At 57.1% G+C, this 21,377-nt stretch carries 24 protein-coding genes; 15 read left to right on the plus strand and 9 right to left on the minus strand.

Annotated features, from left to right (window positions below; translation table 11 throughout):
• A partial coding sequence (locus VGK48_01870; GenBank protein ID HEY2379905.1) for an aminotransferase class I/II-fold pyridoxal phosphate-dependent enzyme occupies window positions 1-674 on the minus strand: 674 nt, incomplete at its 3' end.
• A gap of 65 nt (window positions 675-739) precedes the next feature.
• Here VGK48_01870 and VGK48_01875 point away from each other — a divergent pair.
• The 3 genes from VGK48_01875 to VGK48_01885 all read left to right on the plus strand — a co-directional run bounded on the left by VGK48_01875 (window position 740) and on the right by VGK48_01885 (window position 3,546).
• Entirely contained in the window at window positions 740-1,051 is a 312-nt protein-coding gene (locus tag VGK48_01875) for a Rieske 2Fe-2S domain-containing protein (protein HEY2379906.1), read from the plus strand.
• A gap of 139 nt (window positions 1,052-1,190) precedes the next feature.
• Complete coding sequence (locus VGK48_01880) at window positions 1,191-2,078, plus strand: hypothetical protein (protein ID HEY2379907.1); 888 nt, start codon at window positions 1,191-1,193, stop codon at window positions 2,076-2,078.
• Between the two features lie 181 nt (window positions 2,079-2,259).
• Window positions 2,260-3,546, plus strand: coding sequence for a M48 family metalloprotease (locus VGK48_01885; protein ID HEY2379908.1), 1,287 nt, complete (start codon window positions 2,260-2,262; stop codon window positions 3,544-3,546).
• A 105-nt stretch (window positions 3,547-3,651) separates the two neighbouring features.
• Here VGK48_01885 and rpiA read toward each other — a convergent pair whose 3' ends face one another.
• From rpiA to VGK48_01900, 3 genes are read right to left on the minus strand one after another with little or no spacing between them, the layout of a single operon-like run.
• Complete coding sequence (gene rpiA / locus VGK48_01890; GenBank protein ID HEY2379909.1) at window positions 3,652-4,305, minus strand: ribose-5-phosphate isomerase RpiA; 654 nt, start codon at window positions 4,303-4,305, stop codon at window positions 3,652-3,654.
• Window positions 4,306-4,329: 24 nt separating this feature from the next.
• Window positions 4,330-4,878 carry a GTP cyclohydrolase I FolE gene (folE, locus tag VGK48_01895; GenBank protein HEY2379910.1) on the minus strand — a complete coding sequence of 183 codons (549 nt, stop codon included), beginning with the start codon at window positions 4,876-4,878 and terminating at the stop codon, window positions 4,330-4,332.
• A 16-nt stretch (window positions 4,879-4,894) separates the two neighbouring features.
• On the minus strand, window positions 4,895-5,356 hold the full coding sequence (locus VGK48_01900) for a response regulator (GenBank protein HEY2379911.1): 462 nt from the start codon (window positions 5,354-5,356) through the stop codon (window positions 4,895-4,897).
• A gap of 67 nt (window positions 5,357-5,423) precedes the next feature.
• Here VGK48_01900 and VGK48_01905 point away from each other — a divergent pair, with 67 nt between their 5' ends.
• The 4 genes from VGK48_01905 to VGK48_01920 are packed head-to-tail and all read left to right on the plus strand — an operon-like array spanning window position 5,424 to window position 6,783.
• Window positions 5,424-5,753: a zinc ribbon domain-containing protein gene (locus tag VGK48_01905; protein HEY2379912.1), complete on the plus strand. Its 330-nt coding sequence runs from the start codon at window positions 5,424-5,426 to the stop codon at window positions 5,751-5,753.
• The gene (gene nth, locus VGK48_01910; GenBank protein ID HEY2379913.1) at window positions 5,665-6,384 is read left to right on the plus strand and encodes an endonuclease III; all 720 of its coding nucleotides are present in this window, start codon (window positions 5,665-5,667) and stop codon (window positions 6,382-6,384) included. Before VGK48_01905 ends, nth begins: the two co-directional genes overlap by 89 nt.
• Window positions 6,381-6,533, plus strand: coding sequence for a hypothetical protein (locus tag VGK48_01915; protein HEY2379914.1), 153 nt, complete (start codon window positions 6,381-6,383; stop codon window positions 6,531-6,533). The genes nth and VGK48_01915 overlap by 4 nt, the downstream gene beginning before the upstream one ends.
• Window positions 6,520-6,783 (plus strand): hypothetical protein, encoded by a 264-nt coding sequence (locus VGK48_01920; protein HEY2379915.1) that lies wholly within the window; start codon window positions 6,520-6,522, stop codon window positions 6,781-6,783. Before VGK48_01915 ends, VGK48_01920 begins: the two co-directional genes overlap by 14 nt.
• Before the next feature lie 122 nt (window positions 6,784-6,905).
• Here VGK48_01920 and VGK48_01925 read toward each other — a convergent pair whose 3' ends face one another.
• Window positions 6,906-8,027, minus strand: coding sequence for a ribonuclease H-like domain-containing protein (locus tag VGK48_01925; protein ID HEY2379916.1), 1,122 nt, complete (start codon window positions 8,025-8,027; stop codon window positions 6,906-6,908).
• The gene (locus VGK48_01930) at window positions 8,020-10,347 is read right to left on the minus strand and encodes a DEAD/DEAH box helicase (protein HEY2379917.1); all 2,328 of its coding nucleotides are present in this window, start codon (window positions 10,345-10,347) and stop codon (window positions 8,020-8,022) included. The genes VGK48_01925 and VGK48_01930 overlap by 8 nt, the downstream gene beginning before the upstream one ends.
• A 475-nt stretch (window positions 10,348-10,822) precedes the next feature.
• On the opposite strand from VGK48_01930, the gene VGK48_01935 reads away from it, so the two are divergent.
• On the plus strand, window positions 10,823-12,307 hold the full coding sequence (locus tag VGK48_01935) for a leucyl aminopeptidase (GenBank protein ID HEY2379918.1): 1,485 nt from the start codon (window positions 10,823-10,825) through the stop codon (window positions 12,305-12,307).
• 474 nt (window positions 12,308-12,781) lie between these two features.
• On the opposite strand, the gene VGK48_01940 is transcribed toward VGK48_01935, so the two are convergent.
• Window positions 12,782-13,408, minus strand: a complete 627-nt coding sequence (locus tag VGK48_01940; GenBank protein HEY2379919.1) for a nucleotide excision repair endonuclease — start codon at window positions 13,406-13,408, stop codon at window positions 12,782-12,784.
• A gap of 213 nt (window positions 13,409-13,621) precedes the next feature.
• Here VGK48_01940 and VGK48_01945 point away from each other — a divergent pair, with 213 nt between their 5' ends.
• Window positions 13,622-14,308: a hypothetical protein gene (locus tag VGK48_01945; GenBank protein HEY2379920.1), complete on the plus strand. Its 687-nt coding sequence runs from the start codon at window positions 13,622-13,624 to the stop codon at window positions 14,306-14,308.
• Window positions 14,309-14,340: 32 nt separating this feature from the next.
• On the opposite strand, the gene VGK48_01950 is transcribed toward VGK48_01945, so the two are convergent.
• The gene (locus VGK48_01950; GenBank protein ID HEY2379921.1) at window positions 14,341-15,801 is read right to left on the minus strand and encodes a lipase maturation factor family protein; all 1,461 of its coding nucleotides are present in this window, start codon (window positions 15,799-15,801) and stop codon (window positions 14,341-14,343) included.
• A 280-nt stretch (window positions 15,802-16,081) separates the two neighbouring features.
• Here VGK48_01950 and VGK48_01955 point away from each other — a divergent pair, with 280 nt between their 5' ends.
• From VGK48_01955 to VGK48_01975, 5 genes are all read left to right on the plus strand, one after another.
• Window positions 16,082-16,375: a hypothetical protein gene (locus VGK48_01955; GenBank protein ID HEY2379922.1), complete on the plus strand. Its 294-nt coding sequence runs from the start codon at window positions 16,082-16,084 to the stop codon at window positions 16,373-16,375.
• 147 nt (window positions 16,376-16,522) lie between these two features.
• The gene (locus VGK48_01960) at window positions 16,523-18,478 is read left to right on the plus strand and encodes an aconitase family protein (protein ID HEY2379923.1); all 1,956 of its coding nucleotides are present in this window, start codon (window positions 16,523-16,525) and stop codon (window positions 18,476-18,478) included.
• A gap of 116 nt (window positions 18,479-18,594) precedes the next feature.
• Window positions 18,595-18,717, plus strand: coding sequence for a hypothetical protein (locus tag VGK48_01965; protein ID HEY2379924.1), 123 nt, complete (start codon window positions 18,595-18,597; stop codon window positions 18,715-18,717).
• 69 nt (window positions 18,718-18,786) lie between these two features.
• On the plus strand, window positions 18,787-19,116 hold the full coding sequence (locus VGK48_01970; protein HEY2379925.1) for a 6-carboxytetrahydropterin synthase: 330 nt from the start codon (window positions 18,787-18,789) through the stop codon (window positions 19,114-19,116).
• A complete protein-coding gene (locus VGK48_01975; GenBank protein ID HEY2379926.1) occupies window positions 19,117-19,425 on the plus strand; it encodes a tetratricopeptide repeat protein in 309 nt (102 codons plus the stop codon). It begins immediately after the preceding gene.
• Between the two features lie 83 nt (window positions 19,426-19,508).
• Here the strand turns inward: VGK48_01975 and VGK48_01980 are convergent, their stop codons facing one another.
• Complete coding sequence (locus tag VGK48_01980) at window positions 19,509-21,170, minus strand: FAD-dependent thymidylate synthase (GenBank protein ID HEY2379927.1); 1,662 nt, start codon at window positions 21,168-21,170, stop codon at window positions 19,509-19,511.
• On the opposite strand from VGK48_01980, the gene VGK48_01985 reads away from it, so the two are divergent.
• Window positions 21,169-21,309, plus strand: coding sequence for a hypothetical protein (locus tag VGK48_01985; protein ID HEY2379928.1), 141 nt, complete (start codon window positions 21,169-21,171; stop codon window positions 21,307-21,309). The genes VGK48_01980 and VGK48_01985 overlap by 2 nt on opposite strands.
• Window positions 21,310-21,377: the final 68 nt, after the last annotated feature.

The raw sequence follows: 21,377 nt of genomic DNA on the forward strand, positions 1-21,377 counted from the left end.
TCCAGAATGCTTGCCGGCCGCTCGGTGTAGTAGATCTCGGAATAGATCTCGTCGGAAAGGATCAACAGGTCATGTTTCCTTGCGAGGTCCGCCACTTTCTTCAGGTCGTCCAGCGTCAGTACCCCGCCGGTCGGATTCTGCGGTGAGTTGACGACGATCAATTTGGTGCGTGGCGTAATCTGCCGCGCCAGCTCATTGAGATCGAAGCGGAATTGCTTTGACTCTTCGAGCCGCACCCGGACCGGAACCGCAGCTGCCATCCGAATCGCCGCCTCGTACGCGGGATAGGAGGGATCGGGGCAGATGACTTCGTCGCCCGGATCCACGATCGACTGGATGATGGAAAAGATCATCATCTTTGCGCCGGGCGTGACCAGGATATTTTTCGGATCAACCTTCGCGGGGTGCTGCGCCGACAGATGGGCCGCGATGGCCGATCTCAGGTCCCAGACGCCGGGAACCGGAGAGTAGTGGGTGGCGCCTTTCTTCAACCATTCGATGCCGGCGCGAATGATCGGGCCCGGTGTATCGAAATCCGGCTCGCCGATTTCCAGGTGGATGATGTCGCGGCCCTGCCGCTCCAACTCATTGGCGCGCCCCAACATCTCGAACGCGGCCTCGCCGCGAACTCCCTGCATCCTTTTTGCGATCCGGCCCTTCGTATCCAGCTTCACCCGGTGAACTCCCTCTCGATCGAAATGGCCTCAAAGTATAACATTAGCCGGGAGACATATTTGTCGTGAGCGATAAGTGGATTCGTGCCGCAAACCTGTCGGAATTACCCGGCGAAGGGCTCGGACATGCCGTCAAGGCCGACGGCCTGGATATTGCCATCTTCCGATGGAACGAGCGCGTCTACGCCATTGAAGATCGCTGTCCTCACCTTGGTTTTCCGCTCAGCGAGGGCATGATGCAATCCGGCGAAGTCATCTGCAGCTGGCATGGCTGGCATGTACGCCTTGAAGACGGGACCTGCCGGCGGGAACGGGAGCGGGCCAAAGTCTGGGATTGCGAGATCCGCGATGGGGAGATCTACGTCAATCTCCGATAGGAATCCCCGCAATTCATGGTCGAATTCCCTGATTCCCTTCCCCGCCCATTCATTAAATCCATACAATTCATTGAGTTATAGATACGGGCCTCCATATGCAGCCATCATCGTAGGGTTCACCAATCTGGAGGTTAGAGCTATGCATTTCATAAAAAAGGATACAGCCATCCTTGTTGGCTGTTTTGTCTTTGCACTGGTGTTCTTGATGCCGGTCGCAACGCACGGAGACGAATGGAATTTGTCGACCCGGTTCATGGTTAATCAGGCCACCGAGGTTCCCGGCCTCGTGCTGCAGCCGAATACTCGATATCAGATCCGGCTCCTGGACTCCCCGGCCGAGCGCCGTGTGGTTCAGGTTTTCAATGCCGACCGGACCAGAATGCTGACAATGTTTATGGCGGTCTCGGACGAACGGGCGACGCCGACGGATCGCACGATGTTCACGTTTATTGAAACCGAGCCCGGATATCCATTGCCGATCAAGGAATGGTTCTATCCCGGACATAGCGACGGGCTGGAATTCATCTATTCGAACAAACAGGCCCGGGAAATCGCGCAACATGCGATCGAGCCGATCCAGTCTGCAAGCGCGGCGGATCTGCACGACCTGGCCACTTTAAGGGTGGAGGCGAACAGCCTGGGCAGATTCGAAATACCGGCATCCACGGCATCGACCGCGAGCGTCACCAAAGTGACCGAAGCGCCGATAGTGGAAACCAAACCGAGCGCTCCGGCTGAAGCCGAAAACAACTCAGAACAGAGCAACGTCACGAACGAAGCGGCTGAGCCGGCTGTTCAGCAACCCGAACCGGTACCTGCTCAGGAACCGGCACAGATCGCTCAGAATGACAATTCGGAGCAGGCTGCCACAACCGAACAGAATACCGAAAGCAAGAATACCGAAACCAATGCTTCTGAAAATAAGGAGCTTCCGCGAACCGCAGGCGAGTTGCCGCTGATTGCCCTGATTGGTGCGCTCTGTCTGGGCGGGGGACTTGGCATGAAGGTCTTGTCGTCCAGGTCGTAAGCTGCATAACTCCCCTCCTCAGAGAGGAGGGGTGCCCGAAGGGCGGGGTGGTCGCTCACGATTCAGGTCGATTCCGGGCCGACCACCCCGGCGCTTCGCGCCACCCCTCCTGTCGCAGGAGGGGGAGTCAGACGTTAAATCCGTTCAATCCGCGACTGAATTCCCCTTAAAATACTTGGCCATGATCAGTTTCCTGTTGGGAGCCCTGCTGCTCCTGACTTCCGGCAATAGCGTCAATTTCTTTTCTGTGAAACAGGACGTGGAGATTGGAGCGGAATCTTCCAAAGAGGCGGAGCACTCTCTCCGGCTCATCAGGAACCTGACGTTGAATCAATATGTGGGCGCGATCGCTCAGCGGATCACACAGAATCGTTCCCTGCCGCCGCTCAAATACCGGTTTCAAATCGTAAATTCTCGCGAGATCAATTCGCTGGGATTCCCCGGCGGTCCGATTTACCTCTACCGCGGCCTCGTCGATATGGCGTCGAATGACGACGAACTTGCGGCAATCGTCGCGCACGAAGTCAGCCATGTCGCGTCACGGCACGGAACTCAGCAACTGTCGAAGCAGCTTCTGCTCGAGGCTCCGATTTCGATTGCGGGCGGCTTACCGATTTCGGAGGTCTGGAAGGAAGAGATCTCGAAACTCGGAATTACTCTCGGTGTGGATGCTCCATTCCTGAGGTACAGCCGCGATCAGGAACTGGAAGCCGATCTGATGGCAGTACACCTGATGGCCAATGCGCAGTTCGATCCGAATGCGTTTCTTACCTTGATCGAGAAGATCAACGAATCTCAGGCGCCGTTTCTGTTCAATCATCCGCAAGCGAAAATCATTTCACCGGAACTCGCCGGGGAAATCGACCGCCTCAGCCTTCAGGCACATCATGCCCACGACAACGCCGGCTTCCGCGGATTCCGAGCCGCGTTGCTGAAACTCTCTTTCCCCGAACCCGTCAAAGCCGCAAGCCCCGCCGATGCGCCGCCGGACGAACTCGCCAATGTATTCACGCACCCGATGGATTATTACCGCATTGGATATCCGGCGGGATGGCAAGTGACCCGAACAGGCGCGAATGGCGCGATTATCGCGCCGGCAGATGGCGTTCAGCCTTCGGGAGATGTTCATCGCGGTGTCATGTTCGATCTGTTTGATATTTCCGGAACCGACCGCTCATTCACACTCGAAGAAGCCACGAATCGCCTCATGGTGTTCCTGCGCCAGCGCAATCAGTCGCTGCGAATCGTACCTGGCGCTCAGACCCAGATGCTCGTCAGCGACGAGCCCGGCGTCCGAACCATCATGATCGGCAAGTCCGACACCAGCAGCAGCTCTGAAGTCGCATGGGTTGTGACTCGCCTCTACTACCAGAGCCTCTTTTATATGGTGTTCGTCGCGCCGGAAGACGAATTCCCGATGTATCAGCCGGTGTTTGAGCAGATGATCCGAAACGCCAGACTGAGATAAGAAAAATAGCCACAAAACTTTAGGCTGCGCGCTGTCGCCCTTGCGCTTCGCGAGGCACAAAAGGCGCATAAGAGATTCAGTCGCTCCCTTTTGTGCTTTTTGTGGTTACTTCCCTTTTCTTTGAATCCCCGATGAACCCGCAACAATGACCACATTGGCAACATTTGCAAAAATCCCGGAATCCACCACTCCGGTCATCGCCTTGAGTTCCTTCTCGACGGCGGCCGGATCGTCGAGGGGGCCGCTTTTCCAGTCGAGAATGTTGTTGCCGTTATCGGAGATGAATGGCTTGCCGTTCTTCTGTCGAACGGCAGCCTGTTTCAGTTGAAGCAGAATCCGTGGAACGGCGAGAGGAATGACCTCAACGGGAATCACCGCTTTTGATCCGAGCTTCTGAACCAGCTTGGTTTCATCGACGATGATCACGACGCGCGTCGAGGCGTGAGCCACGATCTTCTCGCGCACAAGGGCGCCGCCCAGGCCCTTTGTCAGGTGTAATTCCGGAGAGACTTCATCCGCGCCGTCGACCGTGACGTCGATAACCGGATGCTCGCTGAAAGTCGTCAGCCGGACTCCCACTTCCGCGGCAATCCGCCCCGATTCTTCGGAAGTCGGAATCCCCAGGACCTGCCGCCCGGCCTTGCCGAGTTCACGAATAAAAATAGAAGCGGTCGAACCCGTACCCAAGCCCACGACCATTCCGTCCCGGATCTCTTCCAGCGCGGCAAGCGCGGCTTCGCGTTTGAGATTGTCGCTCATAGAAAATCGTTCAGGCGCAGAAAATCACTTCGGATTACGCACCAGAGTGAGGAATTCGTTTCGAGTATTCTGGTTGTCTTTGAAAGCGCCGAGCATCGAGCTCGTCACCGCGACCGAATTCTGTTTCTCCACGCCGCGCATGATCATGCAAAGGTGCTGCGCCTCGACAACCACCGCCACACCGCGAGGATGAATTTTGTTGTTGATGGTGTCTGCAATCTGGGTCGTCAGCCGTTCCTGCACCTGGAGCCTGCGGGCATACATGTCCACCAGTCTCGGAATCTTACTGAGGCCGATGACGCGGCCGTTCGGAATATAGCCGACATGGCACTTGCCGAAAAACGGCAGGAGGTGATGCTCGCACAGGCTGAAAACTTCGATATCGCGAACGATGACCATCTCGTCGTATGCGACATCGAAGAGCGCCTTACCCAGAATTTCTTCGGGATCCATCTGATAGCCGCTGGTCAGGAAACGCATCGCCCGGTCGACCCGGGAAGGGGTGTTCTGAAGGCCGTCACGCGCCGGATCCTCGCCGATCTGCTCCAGGATCGACCGTATCTCGTCAATCATGCCGGATTAGTATAGGTTAACTGGCGGCCGTGTTGTGACGGGATCTTGTAACCCGCTCCACGCAGGCGACAAAGGCATCCGGTTCAAAAGGCTTGATGATGTAGTCGGCGGCGCCCAGGGCCAGAACCTGTGCCGGGCTGGCGGTATTGCCATAGCCCGTCATCAGAACGACCGGCAGCGTTTCTCTCAGATTGTGCAGCACTTCCAGCAGCTGGATTCCGCTCATCTCCGGCATCTGGACATCGGACACGACAACGTCGATGTCATCGGAATCCGATACGATTCGGACCGCGTTTTCGCAGGAGTTCGCAATCACGGCCAGGTGTCCGCGCCTGCGGATCAGCTTTGCGCACATCTGTGCCATCGCCTGATCGTCCTCGACAAGTAACACTTTCAACGGCACCGACATTCCGTTTACGCTGGCAATCCCGGTGCCATGGCTAACCCCATGTGTAACCGCATTCCGGCCTGCAGGCATTGTTACCGATCGAGACAGTGTGGGTAGGACAGGGACAGATTTTTCGAAAGTGTGCTATTAAAGCGATATGCCGATCTACGAATACGAGTGCGCCAAGTGCGGCAAAACCATCGAAACCATCCAGAAGATGTCCGACAAACCCTTGAAAAAACACGCGGGCTGCGGCGGTACGCTCACCAAGCTGATCTCCGCCTCCGGCTTTCAGTTCAAAGGCACGGGATGGTATGTGACGGACTATGCCCGCAAGGACTCCAAAACCGAAACGACAGAGAGCAAGGATTCCACTTCAACGAAAGACACCTCCTCCAATGGCAACAAGGAAGGCAGCAGCAAAACCGGCACAGAAAAAACCGGCAAGAAAGACAGCAGCGCCAAGTCCGGCGGCAAAAAAGAATAAGTACCTTCGCGCCGAACAGATCTATTCCCGTCTCCAGAGCGCCTACCCCGACGCGAAATGCGCCCTGGATCACCAGAATCCTCTCCAGCTGCTGGTCGCCACCATCCTGTCCGCCCAGAGCACGGACAAAATGGTAAACATCATCACTCCCGCGCTCTTCAAGAAATACAACACCGCTGCGCAGCTCGCGGACGCGGACACGGCGGACCTGGAAACCATGATCCATTCCAGCGGGTTTTTCCGGAATAAAGCCAAAAGCATCAAAGCAGCGGCCCGCCTCATGGCTGATGAATACGGCGGAAAAGTTCCCGAAGAGATGGACCAGCTGCTCAAGCTGCCCGGAGTTGCGAGAAAGACGGCGAATGTCGTACTGGGCGTGGCTTATGGCAAGGCGGAGGGCGTCGTCGTCGATACCCACGTGCAGCGGTTGTCGCGGCGGCTCGATTTCACGAAGGAAGAGCGGCCGGACAGGATCGAACAGGACCTGATGCAGCTTTTTCCGCGCGATAAATGGATTCTGCTCGCCCACCTGCTGATTCATCACGGCCGCGCCAAATGCAGGGCGCTGCGGCCGAAATGCGCGGAGTGCCCGATTGAAGATCTCTGTTATGCCGAAGATAAGACGGTATGAAAGGCCTGACGTTCGATCATCTGTTCGCGATCGTTATAGGAATCGTCGAGTGGGCCATCGCAATCGTCTCGGTGGCGGGAACGCTCGTCCTGTGCGGCTGGATGGTCAGAATGATTGTGAAAAAGGACAAACCCGATGAGCTCCATTGAGCGCGTCCGCGAGGAGATCGAAAAATACGAACATCCGTTTTTCCGGTTCGAAGCGCAGGACAAGGCCGAGGGCGTCGAATTGCTGATCCACTCCACAGTCCCCGGCGTCCTGTCGCCCACATACCGGATCACATTCCATGAACGCGACCTTCAGAGTTCTCAGTTTCCCTGGACCTTCCAGAAGCTGCTTTATGACTGCCTGACGGACTATGTCGTCGAGCTGTTCACCAGGTGTCCGATGACGGGGTAACTTTTTGGCCGCAGATGACGCGGATGACGCAGATGGGGCGCCTCAAACGTCTGTTCTTGCGTCCCATCTGCGGCATCCGCGTCATCTGCGGCCAAAACAGTTTGGTTGCGGAATAACCGCGCCTATAGTTCGGCCAACCGCCTGTTTCGCATGGCGTCCATCAGCTTCTGCAATCGCCGGAATTTCCGGTCCGTTCCTGCACCCGGCAAGGCTCGCTCGAGCATGGCCAGCGCCGCCACGTATTCGCCGTTACGCCGATAAAGCACTGCGAGTCTTTCCAGAATTTTCTGCTGAGCCGGCCCTTCGACGCCTCCTGCGAGCGCCATCTCGTATAGACGAATGCTGCGGGGTGAATCCGCAGATTTATCGAGAATGCGCGCCAGTGAATAAAGATCCAGTGGATCGTCGAGAGGCGCCGGTTCAAAAACGACGCGATCGCAGGCATGCACCGTAAGGGCGGCCAATGAGAGCACATCATCGACGTTATGGGTAAATATGGAACGAAACGTCGCATTGGTACGCCGCTGCAGGTACTCGAAATAAGCCCGGGGAATCATCGCGCCGGGAATATCGGGGCCGCGCATGAATGAAAGCAATTCGCGCTCGAGCGCAACAAGCCGGCAGCTGCCGTGCCCGTTACGCCATAGCCTTCTCGCCGTAAACAGCAGATCGAAATGCGACATTGCCGCGAAGGGGTTATCCAGACGGGCGAGTGTGAATCGGGTCTCGAGCAGCGGGATGTCGAATGTGGTGCCGTTGTATGTCACGACAAGATCGAAGCTCTTGAGAAGTTCGGCAAGAGCGGACAGCATCGACGGCTCTTCATCAAAGTCCCGGATGAAGAACTGGATCATGTGAAAGTCATCCCCGGCGAAATAACCGAGCCCGACCAGAAACGGGCAGATCCCCGTGCCGCCCTGAACGCCTGTGGTTTCGGTATCGAGGAACAGAATACGATTCCGGTGCGGCACGCCGGCTTCCTCACGCATCAGCGTGATCAGCGACTGAAGATCGGCGGAAGAGAGCCGGTTCAAGGCCACTTTGCCGTGAAAATGATCGTGGGGATAGACGGCGCGGATGAAGTAATGCGAGCCGAACGCCGTCGACTGGATCTCACCCGGCGGCAGAACCGAACGCGGGCTGAAGCCCGCGGTTACATAGTTTGCCAGTGCCGATTTCCAATCCGTGGCCGGGGGTTTCGGCCCGCGTTGCAGTCCCCGGAGGGCTTTGCCGAAATCAGGCATGAATCAAAAACTCCAGAAGCGCCAGCGCAACATCCTTCGCCATCGCCGACGGTCCAACACACGACGGACATCCCTCATCGCAGGCGCAGGAGCGAATGAGCTGCCGTGCCGCCTGAAGCACCTGCTCGCGGATTTCGTACAACGGCCGGCTCAGGCCGATTCCGCCTGGAAAATTGTCGTATAGAAAAATTGTCGGATGACGCGAAGCGCCAGCGCCATCCCGCGCAGCATCAATACATGCCGGATTCTCCAGCCCGTCATCGACCGCCGACCCGATATCGCGCCGGTCACACATCAGATAAACGCACGCGAGCTGCGCCAGAGCATACGCAAGGCCATGAAGGCCGTTCAGCTTCTCGATCGCGGAATACGGCATCGATTCCAGAGTGGCGCGCGGGATCGTGATCCAGTACGAAGTCGTATGCATTTCCTGCACGGGCAGATTGAGGTCTCCGGAACCGACGTTTTCCATGGTGTAGAACTTGATCTTCTTGAAGCCGACAATCTGATGGGCGACGTGGACTTCACCGTGATTGTGTTCGGCTGCCGATTCCATCATTTCGAGAATCTTGACCTTCGTATACGTAATGGCATCTGTGAAGTAGTCGGAATCGACCCGTTTCACGTAAGCGCGGCGTTCCGGGATATCCAGTTGATGGACGTAGTACTGCTGCCCCTGGTGCAGATAGATGGCTTTTTCATGCAGGGTCGAGAAGGCTCTGGTGTAATCGACCTCTCCGATAATCCGGCTCTCTTCGCTGGTCTCGACGACAACGAAATTGTCGCTGCTGATACTGCGCAACGAAATGGAGTCTGCCGGATATGAATCGTTCGTCCAATGCCACTTGTTGCCGGCGCGGTGAATGAATCCGCGGTCGCGCAGAAAATCCAGAATCTCGGAAACGTCGTGGCCGCCGAACCGCTCGTTCACATCGAACGGCAGTTCGAAGGTGGCGCATTGCAGGTGATTGATGAGGATGTGGATGTTCTCGGGATTGATCAATCCCATCTCCGGCGGCTGGTTCAGGAAATATTCCGGATGATTGACGATGAACTGGTCCAGCGGCGAGCTGGATGCGACCAGCACGGCAACCGACATTCCGCTGCGGCGGCCGGCGCGGCCGATCCGCTGCCAGGTCGAAGCGATGGTGCCTGGATATCCTGCGAGGACGGAGACGTCCAGACTGCCGATGTCGATTCCCAGTTCCAGCGCATTCGTCGATACGACGCCGCGAATCCGGCCTTCCCGCAGTCCGCGCTCGATCTGCCGGCGCTCGTTCGGCAAATATCCGCCCCGGTATCCGACAACCGTTTCTTCGGCCACCGGCCCCTGTTCCAGCGATTCCTTCAGATAGCGGACCAGGATCTCCGTAATCAACCGGCTGTTGGCGAAAACGATCGCCGGGATCTTCCGCTTCAGAAATGCCGCGGCAATGTGCTCGGACTCCTTCACGTAGGATCTCCGGATACCGAGCTGCCGGTTCACCACCGGCGGGTTGTAGAAGAACACATGTTTTTCGCCCTCGCCGGCGCCGCTTTCCCGGATAAATTCGAACGGGACACCGGTGAGCTTCTCGGCAAGCTCCTGGGGATTGGCAATCGTCGCGGACGTGCAAATGAACTGCGGTTTGCTTCCGTAGAACTCGCAGATGCGAGCGACCCTGCGGAACAGGTTCGCCAGATGACTGCCGAAGATGCCCCGGTAGGTGTGCAGCTCATCGACAACGATAAACTTCAGGTTCTCGAACAGCCTGGCCCACTTGGTGTGGTGCGGCAGAATGCCTTTGTGGAGCATGTCCGGATTGCTGAGAACAATATGCCCGCGCGAACGGATGGCGGAGCGGGCATCCTGCGGGGTATCGCCGTCATAGGAATAAACTGCGATGGCCTCGGCATCCGCGAGGTCGTCGGACCAATGCATCAGATCATCCAGCTGATCGTAGGTCAGCGCCTTGGTCGGATAGAGATAGAGGGCGCGGGAATCCGGATTCTCCAGAATGCGTTGAAGCACCGGAAGGTTGTAGCAAAGCGTCTTTCCCGAAGCCGTCGGTGTGACGATCACGACATTTTTGCCTTCGCTGACGAGATCGAAGGCCCGCCCCTGGTGCGAGTAAAGCTTCGGAATGCCGCGGTGCTCGAGCGTCTTTTTGAGCCGCGCGTCCAGCGCCGATGGAAACTCGACGAGCTGCGGTTCCTTGGCGGGAACGTAGTGATAACCGGAAACACAACTGTTCTTTTTGAGCTCTACCAGGAATTCAGGGAGCAGTGAAGGTTTTACGAAAGCGGAGTCCTTAAGGACCAGCTGTGACTTCGGCCGCATGAAGCCCAAGATGCCGCGGCTCGCGCCCAACTCAGGTCCGCAAGACAAAAAAAGAGGCGGTTTCGTTGGGAGCGGACCATCGAAACCGCCTTTCGCGCCTATGAGAGGAGTGGGCGAGGGAGAGAAAACTCTATAAAATGTATGAAGTCAGCCTCGAATACGCTCCTTATTTCACGCTGGTTACAAGCTATTTATGACGCCAGCGTGCTGGATTATTGCAGGACGATTGCCAACCCGTGAAGTTTTGAGACAAAAAATGCAAACGCCCGATGATCAACCACTTACAGGTCAAGATGCCCTGGCCGGCTTCGAGGCGGATTATTACAACTGTAACCATCCTCCGCAACTTCACGGGACAGGTGTTTCGTATGGAAACAAACGCAAACCGCATTGTGGGCGCTCGACGAGGACGTCCGACTTTGTAGTCGCAGGCTTCAGCCCGCGTTTGTTACAGTCAGATTTTCAAGGAGAAGCGATGAAGATCCAGCTGAACTACGACCAGCCCTCTCAAGTTCGGACCGACCTGCTTGTCATAATTCTAGATACCGAAACACGATTTCACGATCTCCCAGGCTCGCCTTTGAACGACATCGTGCAGCGGGTGACCCGCGACCTAAAGGAAAAACGTCTTAGAACCAGCTATTTCACCTCTTTGGACTCCCAGAGCGCCGCGCGTCATCTCCTTGTCTATTCGACCTCTTTAAGCACAAGCTATAACAGCTGGGAAAATGTGAAAATCTTCGCCGCGCAAGCGGTGCGCAAGGCGCATGACCATGGCTTTCGCGACGTCTCGCTGGTGCTGAATACCGGAGATGCCCTGCCCTATGTCGGTAAAGCCGTCGAAGGGGCGATCCTCGGCAGCTACAGCTTCGACCGCTACAAAAAGGACAAGGCCGGATTCGACAAAATCCAGGTCAACATCGTCGGGCTGAAGGAACACGATGCGCAGAACCGCCGCACCGTTTCCCGGTACACGCTCGTCTCCGAAGCCGTCAACGAGGCCCGCGACATCATCAACGAACCGGGATCGGTCGTCACCCCCGAATACCTCGCCCAGGCGGCACGCACGATCGCCAAAGAATCCGGCCTCGAGCTGAAAGTCTGGGACGAAAAGAAGCTTCAAAAGGACGGCTACAACGGTCTGCTGCAAGTCGGCCGCGGCAGCGCCTTCCCTCCGCGACTGATCCGGTTGGCGTATCGCGCGAAAAAAGCCAAAGCGCACCTGGCGCTGGTCGGCAAAGGCGTCACCTTCGACACCGGGGGCATTTCCATCAAACCGGCCGACAAAATGTACGAGATGAAAGGCGACATGTCCGGCGGCGCCGCCGTGCTTTATGCGATGAAGGTGATCGGAAAGCTCAAGCCGGACGTCCACGTGACCGGCATCGTTCCCACCGCCGAAAACTTTCCCGACGCGAATGCGCAGCGGCCCGGTGACATCTTTTATGCGAAGAACGGCAAATCGATCATGGTCGACAACACGGACGCGGAAGGCCGCCTGATTCTGACCGACGGTCTCCACCTCGCAGGCGAGGAGAAAGCCACGCACATTCTCGACATCGCTACGCTGACCGGAGCATGCGTGCGAGCCCTCGGGCTCAGCATCGCCGGCATCATGGGCAACGATGAAAAACTCATTCAGGCGGTAACGCAATCCGGGCAGAACCAGGGCGAAGCGTTCTGGGAACTGCCGCTGCCGGAAGAGTACAAAGAACTGCTGAAAACGCCGTACGCCGATCTCAATAACATCGGCGGCCCCGTCGCCGGGGCGCTCACTGCCGGACTATTCCTTCAGGAGTTTGTACCCGAAGGAACTGCATGGGCGCACCTGGATATCGCCGGGCCATTCATTCGCGAGAAAGAGTGGAAGTACTACGAAGCGGGAGCCATAGGATTCGGCCTGAAGACCCTGGTCGACCTGGCCGAACGCTTCGGGGAATACGGGCTTTTCCCGCTGTAGGCGCGGCCTATGACCGCGCACTGTATCGCGTTTAGACGCCGTGCGCGGTCATAGACCGCGCCTACAGTCACATCTGTGGGAGTTCTCTAACTTTCCGAGGTCCAATCCACGGTGAATCGTTTCTTAATGACCTCGGTTGCCATACATATCCTTTTCGATCAAAAAGAAACGGGGGAGCTCCCTCATGTTGGATCCGAACGGCCGCCCACGAACTTTGAAAAAGGGGCTGGCTCTATTGGAAATTCGAATTGGAATACAGTTACCGCAACTTTGGCTCCGGCCTTGAAAGACAGAAAGACTAGATCTCTCTGATATTGAGGAACCGGCCACTCCGTGCAGCCAGTCGCCTTTCGCGCTTTGGCGAGAGTCAAGACCTCATGTCTCCAGAAACGCTTGAGTTCGTCCAGATGTTCCTGGACCTTGCTCAGCCTGCGCCGCGCACCGTGGCTATCGACGAGTTGGAGGATGAGTTCTTCAATCGCTCGCGACGATTCCCCCTTTATAGAATGCGGCCCACATGTCGGCCCAGTTCGAAGGCAGTTTTCTGAAGCTGAAGAGGTAGCTGTGCTTTGGCAGGCGGGCGCGGCGATTCGCGGGATTGACGTGACCGGCGAACTTCAGGAGCCGCATCAGCGCGAAGAATGCGTCGCCGGTTCTCCGCCTCGAGCGGAACGCGCCGTGAAACTCGAAGCCGGGATGCTCTTTGAGGAAGGCGTCCGGAGTCGTTGTCATGCAGAAGTCGATGTTGCCGTTTGCGGAGCGAATCCCGATCAGCGGATAGAGAAAAGAATAGGCGCCGACGATGTTCCACCGGGGCCGATGTTCTTGAATGAGCATCGTCTCGCGGAGGCAGGCGTCCAGGTCCGTCTCCGCGCGCTGGATCTCGATGCGGGCGGCTTCCCTCACAATCCCGCGCATGCGGCGATGTTTTTTTCGCTGCAGAGCGTTCCGGTACTGCGAAAGACGGCGCCTCAGGTTCTTCGCCTTTCCGACATAAATCAACTCGTCTTGCCGGCCGTAAACAAGGTAGACGCCGGGAGAGCCGGGAAGCGACTCCAGGAATTCCGCGCCGAATTTCCGGTCGAAATTTCTGACGGCCATGGCTCATGGTAGTTGTTCAGCCGGCGGATTTCCAATTTCCGCTGTCGAAACTTCGAATCTCCAATAGGGTCTTGTCCATTGGAATTCGAGATTGGAAATCTGGTTTATTTCGGTCCGCTCCCCGATTCTTTACTGGCGGCATTGGCGTCTAAACAACTAAGGACAATTCCGAACAATTCATCAGAGAAACTTGACTGCTCAGTAGGAGGGAAAATGCTGGTTTCATCCAGAACTTCGGCGAGGCTGGCGGTGGCCGTCAGCCTGTTGTTTGCCTTTGCAGGTTTCGCGTCTCCCGAGCAGGTGGGCTCCACCGCTACGGCGTGCTCCTGCCAGGGGACCACGTCAGCAAGCACTACGGACATCAGGAAAGCGGAAAAAGAAGTCGACCGGGCGCAGGCGGACGTTGCAAAAGCCTGCCAGGCCCGGCAGCGCGCGGCGATGAAGGCCGAACGCAGCGGCGATCAGGCGAAAGCGAATGCCAAACTCGAAAAATACAACGCGATACTGCAAAAGAGGCAATGTGAACTGTCGCAGGCCCAGGCCCGTCTGAACTCGTTGCAAGGCAATACAGCGGTTGCGCGTAACTCAACAGAGGAGACCCAGACCAATATTGCCGAGGCAGAGCCCGCTCCCGTAGCGCCGGCGCCCGCGCCGTCGATACCGGAAACGGAACAGCCGCAGTCCAACTTAGCGGAATCGGCGCCGCCTGCACCTGCACCATCTGCGCCGTCGACCGAATCGACGCAATCCAATCAACCCACACAATCGATAGCTTCGAATTCAGAACCGCAGAACACGGAGCCGCGCGAATTGCCGAGAACTGCGGGATCGCTCGATCTCCTGGGCCTCGTCGGGCTGCTCTCGATGGGTGGCTATTTCACAACATTCCTGCGGCGGTAAGGTCAGGGCTTTGCACATTATTGCAGGCGCGGTCATAGACCGCGCCTGCAGTCTGCAAGCGACACCGGCTCAAGATAAACATCCACCAGCTTCCGTATCCACCACGCGCCCGTCCGGCGTCTTTCCTCCGCAGTCGAGTAGCGGTAACGATAGAAGAGCGCGCGAACGAAGGTGGGACGGCGCGTTTCGAAAGGATTTCGCCGTAAGAGCTTCAGCGTGGGGCGATCGTTTTCCAGAAGTCTTTGGATGAATCGCATAAACCAGCGGTCGTACCCCGGGATGCGGATGCCTTTGGAGTGAACCGCCACTGAAAACGGAAGGAACCAGACGAGCCAGTCCAGCCGCAGGTGATACGGCGCCACCTGCGGCGGCCTCCGCATCGGGTTGCCGGGCTTTCCCTTGAATTCATACTCTTCCCACTGCGCGCCGGGCAGCGGCTCCGGATCGGCGGTTCCCTCGATGACAATTTCATAGCGCTCTTTCGTGACGCTGCCGAATGCGCCGTAGGCGTTCACAAGGTGAAACGGGTTGTAGCTGTAATTCATCAGCTGACTTTTCGAAAGCAGATTCCGTGCCGGCTGGATACTCAGAAGGATGGTGCCCAGCCCCACCGCCAGCATCAGAACGTCTTCAATTACCGTGCGCGGTACAGTCTGCGGCATCGCGATGGGAAGGATCCATCTCAGCACTTTGTCGTCGAGGGCAGTGAATCCCAGCACGACCGTGATCCAGTTCAACCACGAATAGTTCCCGCTGACAATCAGCCAGAGTTGATGGAAGATGATCAGCGCTCCGGCCAGCGAAGCGAACGGCTGCGGCGCAAACAATGCGAAGGGAACGCCGACCTGAACGAAATGGCTGCCCAGCACGCCGGCCCGGTGAACGATCTTCGGAAGACGATGGAAATACCAGCTCAGGGGGTTCGGCAGCGGCTGCGTTTCGTAGTGGTAGAAGAGGCAGGTCAGATCGCGCCAGCACCGGTCATGGCGCAGCTTGATCATGCCGGCGCCGAACTCGGTGCGGAACAGCATCCAGCGCAGAATGAGAATCGGAACGATCGAAGGCTGCATCCGCGAAGGGCCCAGGAATGCGGCAAAAAATCCGGCTTCGACCAGCATCGATTCCCACCCGAAGGCATAGAAGGTCTGGCCGACATTGATAATCGAAAGATAGAAGACCCACAGCGTGAGCCAGACGGTTGCCGAAAGCCAGAACGGCCCGGCCTCCGAAACGCCTATCAATGCAAGCGCGGACAGGAAAAGACCTGCCCATGCGACGCCGTCCAATAGCCGGTCGGAATAATGCCAGCAGAAGATGCTTGGAGCATCCCGGAAACGGACCCGTTTCAGAAACGACGGAACGGGCAAAAGTCCATGTTCGCCGAGCAGCGGCTTGAACTGATTCCGAACAACCAGAAATGCGATCAGGTAGATGGCCGCGAACCCGCGCTGCAGGAGAAATCGCGAGAGTTGCACGCTACCGAAATAGCCCATATGGCCCCCTGCAGAAAAGCCTTCACGGAGTATGTGTGCACACCTCTTTCCCTCGACGGTGTCGATCTACACATCAAGAGTGGACGCAGGCTATGTGGAAGACTTACTCTTTAGTCATGAAAAACATTACTCTCGCCCTGGACGACGAGACCCTTGAGGCGGGCCGCGCCTACGCCGAGCGTCATCAGACTACTCTTAACGCATTGGTACGAGAGCTTTTAATCACGCGTCAAGATCTGTATGCCCGGTAAGACCTTTCTCGACTCGAATATTCTGGCCTATGCCCAGGACGGCGGATCGCCGGCCAAGCAACAGAGGAGCCGTGCCTTTGCTCGATCATTATCGTGAAGCCAGGGAACGTTACGATTTTCAGATGGGACCGGTTCGCGGAGGGCTCGCGACGGCGCTGGACATCCTCACCGATGCGCTGGCGCTGGTCGGCCAGCACGGCGTCTATTGCCGCAGCCAGCGGCAGCCGCAGTTTCCGGCGATGGATGTCCGGCTGGTGATGCAGCAGATCGAGGATTCCAAGGGCCTGATCATTGCCGCGATGGAAGAGCTGAGGAAACGATGATTAGCCGCAGATTACGCGGATTACGCAGATGGGGCAAAAAAAGACTCGTTCATGCGCCCATCTGCGTAATCCGCGTATTCTGCGGCTAAACCTGTTTCGCAGAATCAGAAACTCACGGAACTTTGACGAGGCTGATACGATAAAAACATGGCCGTCCGGAAGGTAGGACACGTCGACGTATTCCTTGACGCGGCGGGATTCGTTGAAGCCATTCAGCTCTCCGGCCGCGCCCTGTACCTCACGTCCGATCCCGCACTCCTCCAGAAACAATTTCGCGGTGAGGAACTTAAACCGGCTCCTCCGCTCAGCGGACTCTACGCGCACGTCTCGACCGACGCAATCATCAAAGCGAATCCCGATTGTTACTACTACGATGACCGGCTTGGAACGCTGGTGCTGCGGTCGCTCGGAAACGGCGGATTTGTCGAACCCGGAGATATCCGCAACGGCGGTTTCGGGATACTGTTCGCGGGCGATGGATGGGGTGAAGGTTCATCCCGGGAAGTGGCGGCGCTCGCATTGTTATATGCGGGCATCGGCATCGTGTTCGCTCCCAGCATGGCTCCGATCCATCGCCAGAACCTGATCAACAACGGGATGTTTCCGGTGACGGATCTTCAACTCGCCGGCCGGCTTGCCACGCGCGAGCGCATCGGCGTCGAGGAACTGATCCGCGGTTTCGATGAGCTGTCGCAAAAAGTCGTGCGTTATGGCGGGTTGTTCCGTTTCATGGAAGCCCGGGCGCAGGGCCGTGAAAGCGATCGTCCCATTGAAACGCCGCATCGGCCGATGACCATCGCAGAAAAGATTCTGGCGGGCCACATGCAAACCCGTCACGGCGCAGTCAAGCCCGGCGACGCGGGCTTCATTCAGGTTGACGCCGGTTTTTCCCACGATTACACCACGGCACCGGCGGATGCCATGATCCGGTCGGCGCTGGGGCGCCCTCCGCGCATCAAGAACCCCGCATCGATCCACACCTTTCCAGATCATTTGACCCTCGCCGGCAACCTGCCGGGTATCACCAGCGAAGCGCTCGCCGGAATCAAAGACCTGCGCGAAGGACAGCGGCGCATTGCAGAGACGCTCGGTATCCAGTTTCATGCGACCGCATCCGGCGGCAGCACCGGAATCTGCCATACGGTGATTCGGGAGGAGATCGCTCTGCCCGGCAAGGTCATCCTTGGAACGGATTCCCACACCTGCTCTGCGGGAGCGCTCAACTGCCTGGCTTACGGCATCGGCAATACCGAACTGGCCTGCATCTGGGAGCATAACGAAGCCGCTGGCCGGGTGCCGGCCACGGTTCGAATCCGGCTCAGCGGGAGACTGCCCGCGTCGTGCACCGCCAAAGACGTGATCCTGTCACTCGCGCACGAAGGCAAACTCAAAGGCACATTCACCGGCAAGGTCATGGAGTTCGGGGGATCCGGCCTCGCCGGGATTCCCTTCGAAGAGCAGGCGGTGCTTTCGAACATGGCCGTCGAATGCAATGCCCTGACGGCTGTCATGGAACCGAGCGAGCCCATGATCCAATACCTGATCGAACGCCGCGGGCTGACGCGGGAGGCCGTGGAATCGATGCTGGTCTATCCCGATCCCGATTCGGAGGTGGATGAAAAAATCGAACTGGATCTTGGGGCGGTCGAAACTCTGGTTGCGCTGCCGGGACACCCCGGAAACGGATTGCCGCTGGAACGAGTGCGCGGCACTCCTGTGGATATGGCATATGCCGGCTCCTGCACCGCCGGCGATATGACTTCGATTGCCATGTATGCGCAGGTGTTGAAGGGACGTCACGTCCGCATACCGACATTTATCCAATATGGTTCCGAACGGGTTCGGGAGGAGGCCAAGCGCCGCGGCGTCCACCAGAGCCTTCTGGCCGCCGGCGTCCGTATGATCGAAGAACCGGGCTGCGGCGCCTGCATCAATGCCGGCCCCGGAGGGCCTCAGAAGGGCCAAACTGCTATTTCTGCAACAAACCGAAATATGCCGGGACGCATGGGCGAAGGGGATGCCTTTCTGGCAAACCCTTATGTTGTAGCAGCTTCGGCCGTAAATGGTTATATCTGCGGCCCGGAAGATTTACCTAAAGAGTAAGTAAAACTCCGCATTTACAATCCCATTCCGATTTTCCTTTACAACAGATCGACAGCAAGGCATAAAAGCTTCCGCAGTGTTAATGGCGAGTGCGCGTCAGAAGGAGGGTAATAGGAATGACCCCAGCAACGAAACATGAAGGATTCGAGCTTGAAATTCAGATCGAAGAACTCGAAGCAAAAGTTGCGCCAGACGGTGGAGAAACCGTTCTGCCCATAGCCAAGTGTCATAAGCACTAATGTGACCGCGGGCGGCCCGCCGGGGCCGCCCGCAAATTGTCTCCACTTCCCGTATGCTATCCTCACACCATGATGAAGATTGGTGTGACCGAGTACCTGGATTGTGCACATTTCCTTCCAGGCCATCCCAAATGCGGACCGCTGCACGGACACACCTATAAAGTCGAAATCACCATTGCGGGCGAACCCAAAAGCGGCATGATCATGGACTTTGCGGACCTCAAGCGGATCGCCCGCGAAGTCCTGGCACGCTACGACCACCGCTCCTGGAATGATTTTCTCGAGTATCCTTCGGTCGAAAATATCTGTGAGTTACTCAGCGGCAAGCTGAAAGAAAACCTCGGGTTTCCATTCACGCTGCGCGTCTGGGAAGGCCACGGCAAATGGGCGGAGATTTAAATGAATCGCATCGAGATCCTTAAAGGCTTCCTGAACGAAAACCCGAATGACTCCTTCTCACGCTACGCGCTTGCCCTGGAATACGCCAAGATCGGGCAGCACGATGACGCGCTGCAGGAGTTTGAAACGGTCCAATCCAACGATCCCGGCTACGTTGCGACCTATTTTCAATTGGGACAGCTCTACCAGAAGCTGGGACGGACCCACGACGCGGAAAAAACGTTCCGCACCGGGATTACGGTCGCGGCGAAAGCCGGCGACGAGCACACCCGGAGTGAACTGGAAAGCGCACTGGAAACGATCCTATAAGACCATTGGAAATTGCATCATTAGAAGTTTTTTCATTTCAAATATAGAAATGCAGAAACTTCGAATGATGCAACTTCCAATAGCTATTTCCTCTCGCGAAGTTTCTCCATCAATCGCTTTTCCTTAGCCGCAATTTGCTCTTCGGTGCCGCGGCGGGCGATCGCGTATTCGTTGATATCGACCAGCATGAATGAAGCGATCAACGGAAACTTCTCTTTCACCAGCCGGTACTTTTCCTGCTCGATGAACCGGTAGTCCGGATGGCCCTGTGAAACCGTGCGGAGCTCGGCTTCCCAGAACAGCTGCCTGAAATTCTGCCACTGCTGAAAACGCATGCGATACGCAAGAGGCACGGCGTATTGCGCGAGGTCGCGGTCGATGCCGTCCATTTTCCGGAACAGCCGGTCCGCGCCCGTCAAAGCCTCTTCGAATTCCGGCGCAAGCCCCGCCTGCTGCAATTCGACCGGAACACTGTATCCGTGAAACGTCGAAAACGTCTGGCGCTCCTGCGTCATCATGCGATGCCGATGCAGGTCGCGATACGAACCGATATCCATCACGATCTCAAAACGCAGATACGCATTCTCGAAGGCGCGGCCGACCTTCTGCCAGCGCGCGGAACGGTTGCAGACATATGCTTCGAGGAGCCGGCGCCTGGCGTCCTCTGAAAGGGATTTCGCCTGCCTCACGGCGTCGTCCCAGCCGGCATGCGTCTGCTGGAAGATAATGCCCGCCAGGATCCTGGTTTCCGATTCCGGATCGAATTCCACCAGCCGTACCTGCGCTTTGGGCGCCGTTTCCGTTTCTACTTCACCAAGAGCTTGGCGCACGTCTTGATAGCGCCGGTTCAGATACTTCTGGTATTCCTTCGATTTTTCGTCGGCCACGCGGAGCAGCAGCGATGGAATTTCCTTGTCCAATTCCGTCTTGATCTCGTGCGCAAACCACCGCAGCTCGCCCAGAGGGTGCGCCGCCGTCCGATTGATCAGATACTCAAAAGCCTGCGCATTTCCCCGGAACGCGGCCTGGCCGAGCGTCGCCATGGGCAGAAGACCGCGCAGCGTGTCGAACGCCTTCTTCTCGAGGATGGAATCCTTCTCGTCGAAATTCGTCTTCAGCCACTGGTGCAGGCGCGGCAGCAGCGCAACATATGTATCGAACAGGTGATCGATCGTGGCGGTATAGTCGGCGAGCAGATCGTGACGGATCAGGTCGGGTTTCGGAATGTAGTAGAGATAGCGGCCGCCCACCTTCGATCCGAAATGGACATAGCGAGTGGATTTTTCGATTGGCTCCAACCCGACGCGCTGGTCTTCGATGAATTTCATCGCCACCTGGGATATTCCCCACACCAGGACGTGCGTGCCGGTAACCTGCGCGATCGAATCATCGCCATATTGCGACAGCCACTTGGAATAGAACGCCTGCGCCCGCTGATTGTTGAGGATGTGCTTGAATCCGTGCTCTTTCAGGAAGGCGACCGTATCTTCGAGTTCCTGGGCCAGCGTGGCGTCATCTCCATTGACGATCGGATAAATATATTCCTTCAGCAGCACTTCAAGCAGCGAACCGGACGCCCGGCTGGCGCGGGAACATAGAGCGCCGGTAATTTCCGCCGGCAGGTTGCGCAGGACAGAAACAATCCCCTCGGGATTGGTCGCAAACGCTTCCAGGAAATGCCGGTCGCGGGGCGACCAATCACCAGGGGAGAAATCCGGCCGGTATTCATCTACAATTTCTTGCATGGCTAAGGAGCCTACGTTTCTTCAGGGCTTTTTTGGGTCCGCCATCCCGCTGGCCGTTGCCATCATTGTCGGCATTCTCGCCACGGCCCTTTATTACACATTCTGGTTCGGAGTTGAATGGCTCTCGGACTGGTTTTGATTCTATTGCAAGTTGCATCATTAGAAATTTCTGCATTTCAAATTTCGAACTGAAACAACTTCTAATGA

The organism is Terriglobia bacterium (genome assembly GCA_036496425.1).
GTDB lineage: Bacteria > Acidobacteriota > Terriglobia > 20CM-2-55-15 > 20CM-2-55-15 > 20CM-2-55-15.

Coding starts and splice junctions, on each gene's coding strand:
- VGK48_01880 (HEY2379907.1), top strand. CDS start 1,191: ATGCATTTCATAAAAAAGGATACAGCCATCCTTGTTGGCTGTTTTGTC.
- VGK48_01885 (HEY2379908.1), top strand. CDS start 2,260: ATGATCAGTTTCCTGTTGGGAGCCCTGCTGCTCCTGACTTCCGGCAAT.
- rpiA (HEY2379909.1), bottom strand. CDS start 4,305: ATGAGCGACAATCTCAAACGCGAAGCCGCGCTTGCCGCGCTGGAAGAG.
- folE (HEY2379910.1), bottom strand. CDS start 4,878: ATGATTGACGAGATACGGTCGATCCTGGAGCAGATCGGCGAGGATCCG.
- VGK48_01900 (HEY2379911.1), bottom strand. CDS start 5,356: ATGCCTGCAGGCCGGAATGCGGTTACACATGGGGTTAGCCATGGCACC.
- VGK48_01905 (HEY2379912.1), top strand. CDS start 5,424: ATGCCGATCTACGAATACGAGTGCGCCAAGTGCGGCAAAACCATCGAA.
- nth (HEY2379913.1), top strand. CDS start 5,665: ATGGCAACAAGGAAGGCAGCAGCAAAACCGGCACAGAAAAAACCGGCA.
- VGK48_01915 (HEY2379914.1), top strand. CDS start 6,381: ATGAAAGGCCTGACGTTCGATCATCTGTTCGCGATCGTTATAGGAATC.
- VGK48_01920 (HEY2379915.1), top strand. CDS start 6,520: ATGAGCTCCATTGAGCGCGTCCGCGAGGAGATCGAAAAATACGAACAT.
- VGK48_01925 (HEY2379916.1), bottom strand. CDS start 8,027: ATGCCTGATTTCGGCAAAGCCCTCCGGGGACTGCAACGCGGGCCGAAA.
- VGK48_01930 (HEY2379917.1), bottom strand. CDS start 10,347: ATGCGGCCGAAGTCACAGCTGGTCCTTAAGGACTCCGCTTTCGTAAAA.
- VGK48_01935 (HEY2379918.1), top strand. CDS start 10,823: ATGAAGATCCAGCTGAACTACGACCAGCCCTCTCAAGTTCGGACCGAC.
- VGK48_01940 (HEY2379919.1), bottom strand. CDS start 13,408: ATGGCCGTCAGAAATTTCGACCGGAAATTCGGCGCGGAATTCCTGGAG.
- VGK48_01945 (HEY2379920.1), top strand. CDS start 13,622: ATGCTGGTTTCATCCAGAACTTCGGCGAGGCTGGCGGTGGCCGTCAGC.
- VGK48_01950 (HEY2379921.1), bottom strand. CDS start 15,801: ATGGGCTATTTCGGTAGCGTGCAACTCTCGCGATTTCTCCTGCAGCGC.
- VGK48_01955 (HEY2379922.1), top strand. CDS start 16,082: ATGCCCAGGACGGCGGATCGCCGGCCAAGCAACAGAGGAGCCGTGCCT.
- VGK48_01960 (HEY2379923.1), top strand. CDS start 16,523: ATGGCCGTCCGGAAGGTAGGACACGTCGACGTATTCCTTGACGCGGCG.
- VGK48_01965 (HEY2379924.1), top strand. CDS start 18,595: ATGACCCCAGCAACGAAACATGAAGGATTCGAGCTTGAAATTCAGATC.
- VGK48_01970 (HEY2379925.1), top strand. CDS start 18,787: ATGATGAAGATTGGTGTGACCGAGTACCTGGATTGTGCACATTTCCTT.
- VGK48_01975 (HEY2379926.1), top strand. CDS start 19,117: ATGAATCGCATCGAGATCCTTAAAGGCTTCCTGAACGAAAACCCGAAT.
- VGK48_01985 (HEY2379928.1), top strand. CDS start 21,169: ATGGCTAAGGAGCCTACGTTTCTTCAGGGCTTTTTTGGGTCCGCCATC.
- VGK48_01980 (HEY2379927.1), bottom strand. CDS start 21,170: ATGCAAGAAATTGTAGATGAATACCGGCCGGATTTCTCCCCTGGTGAT.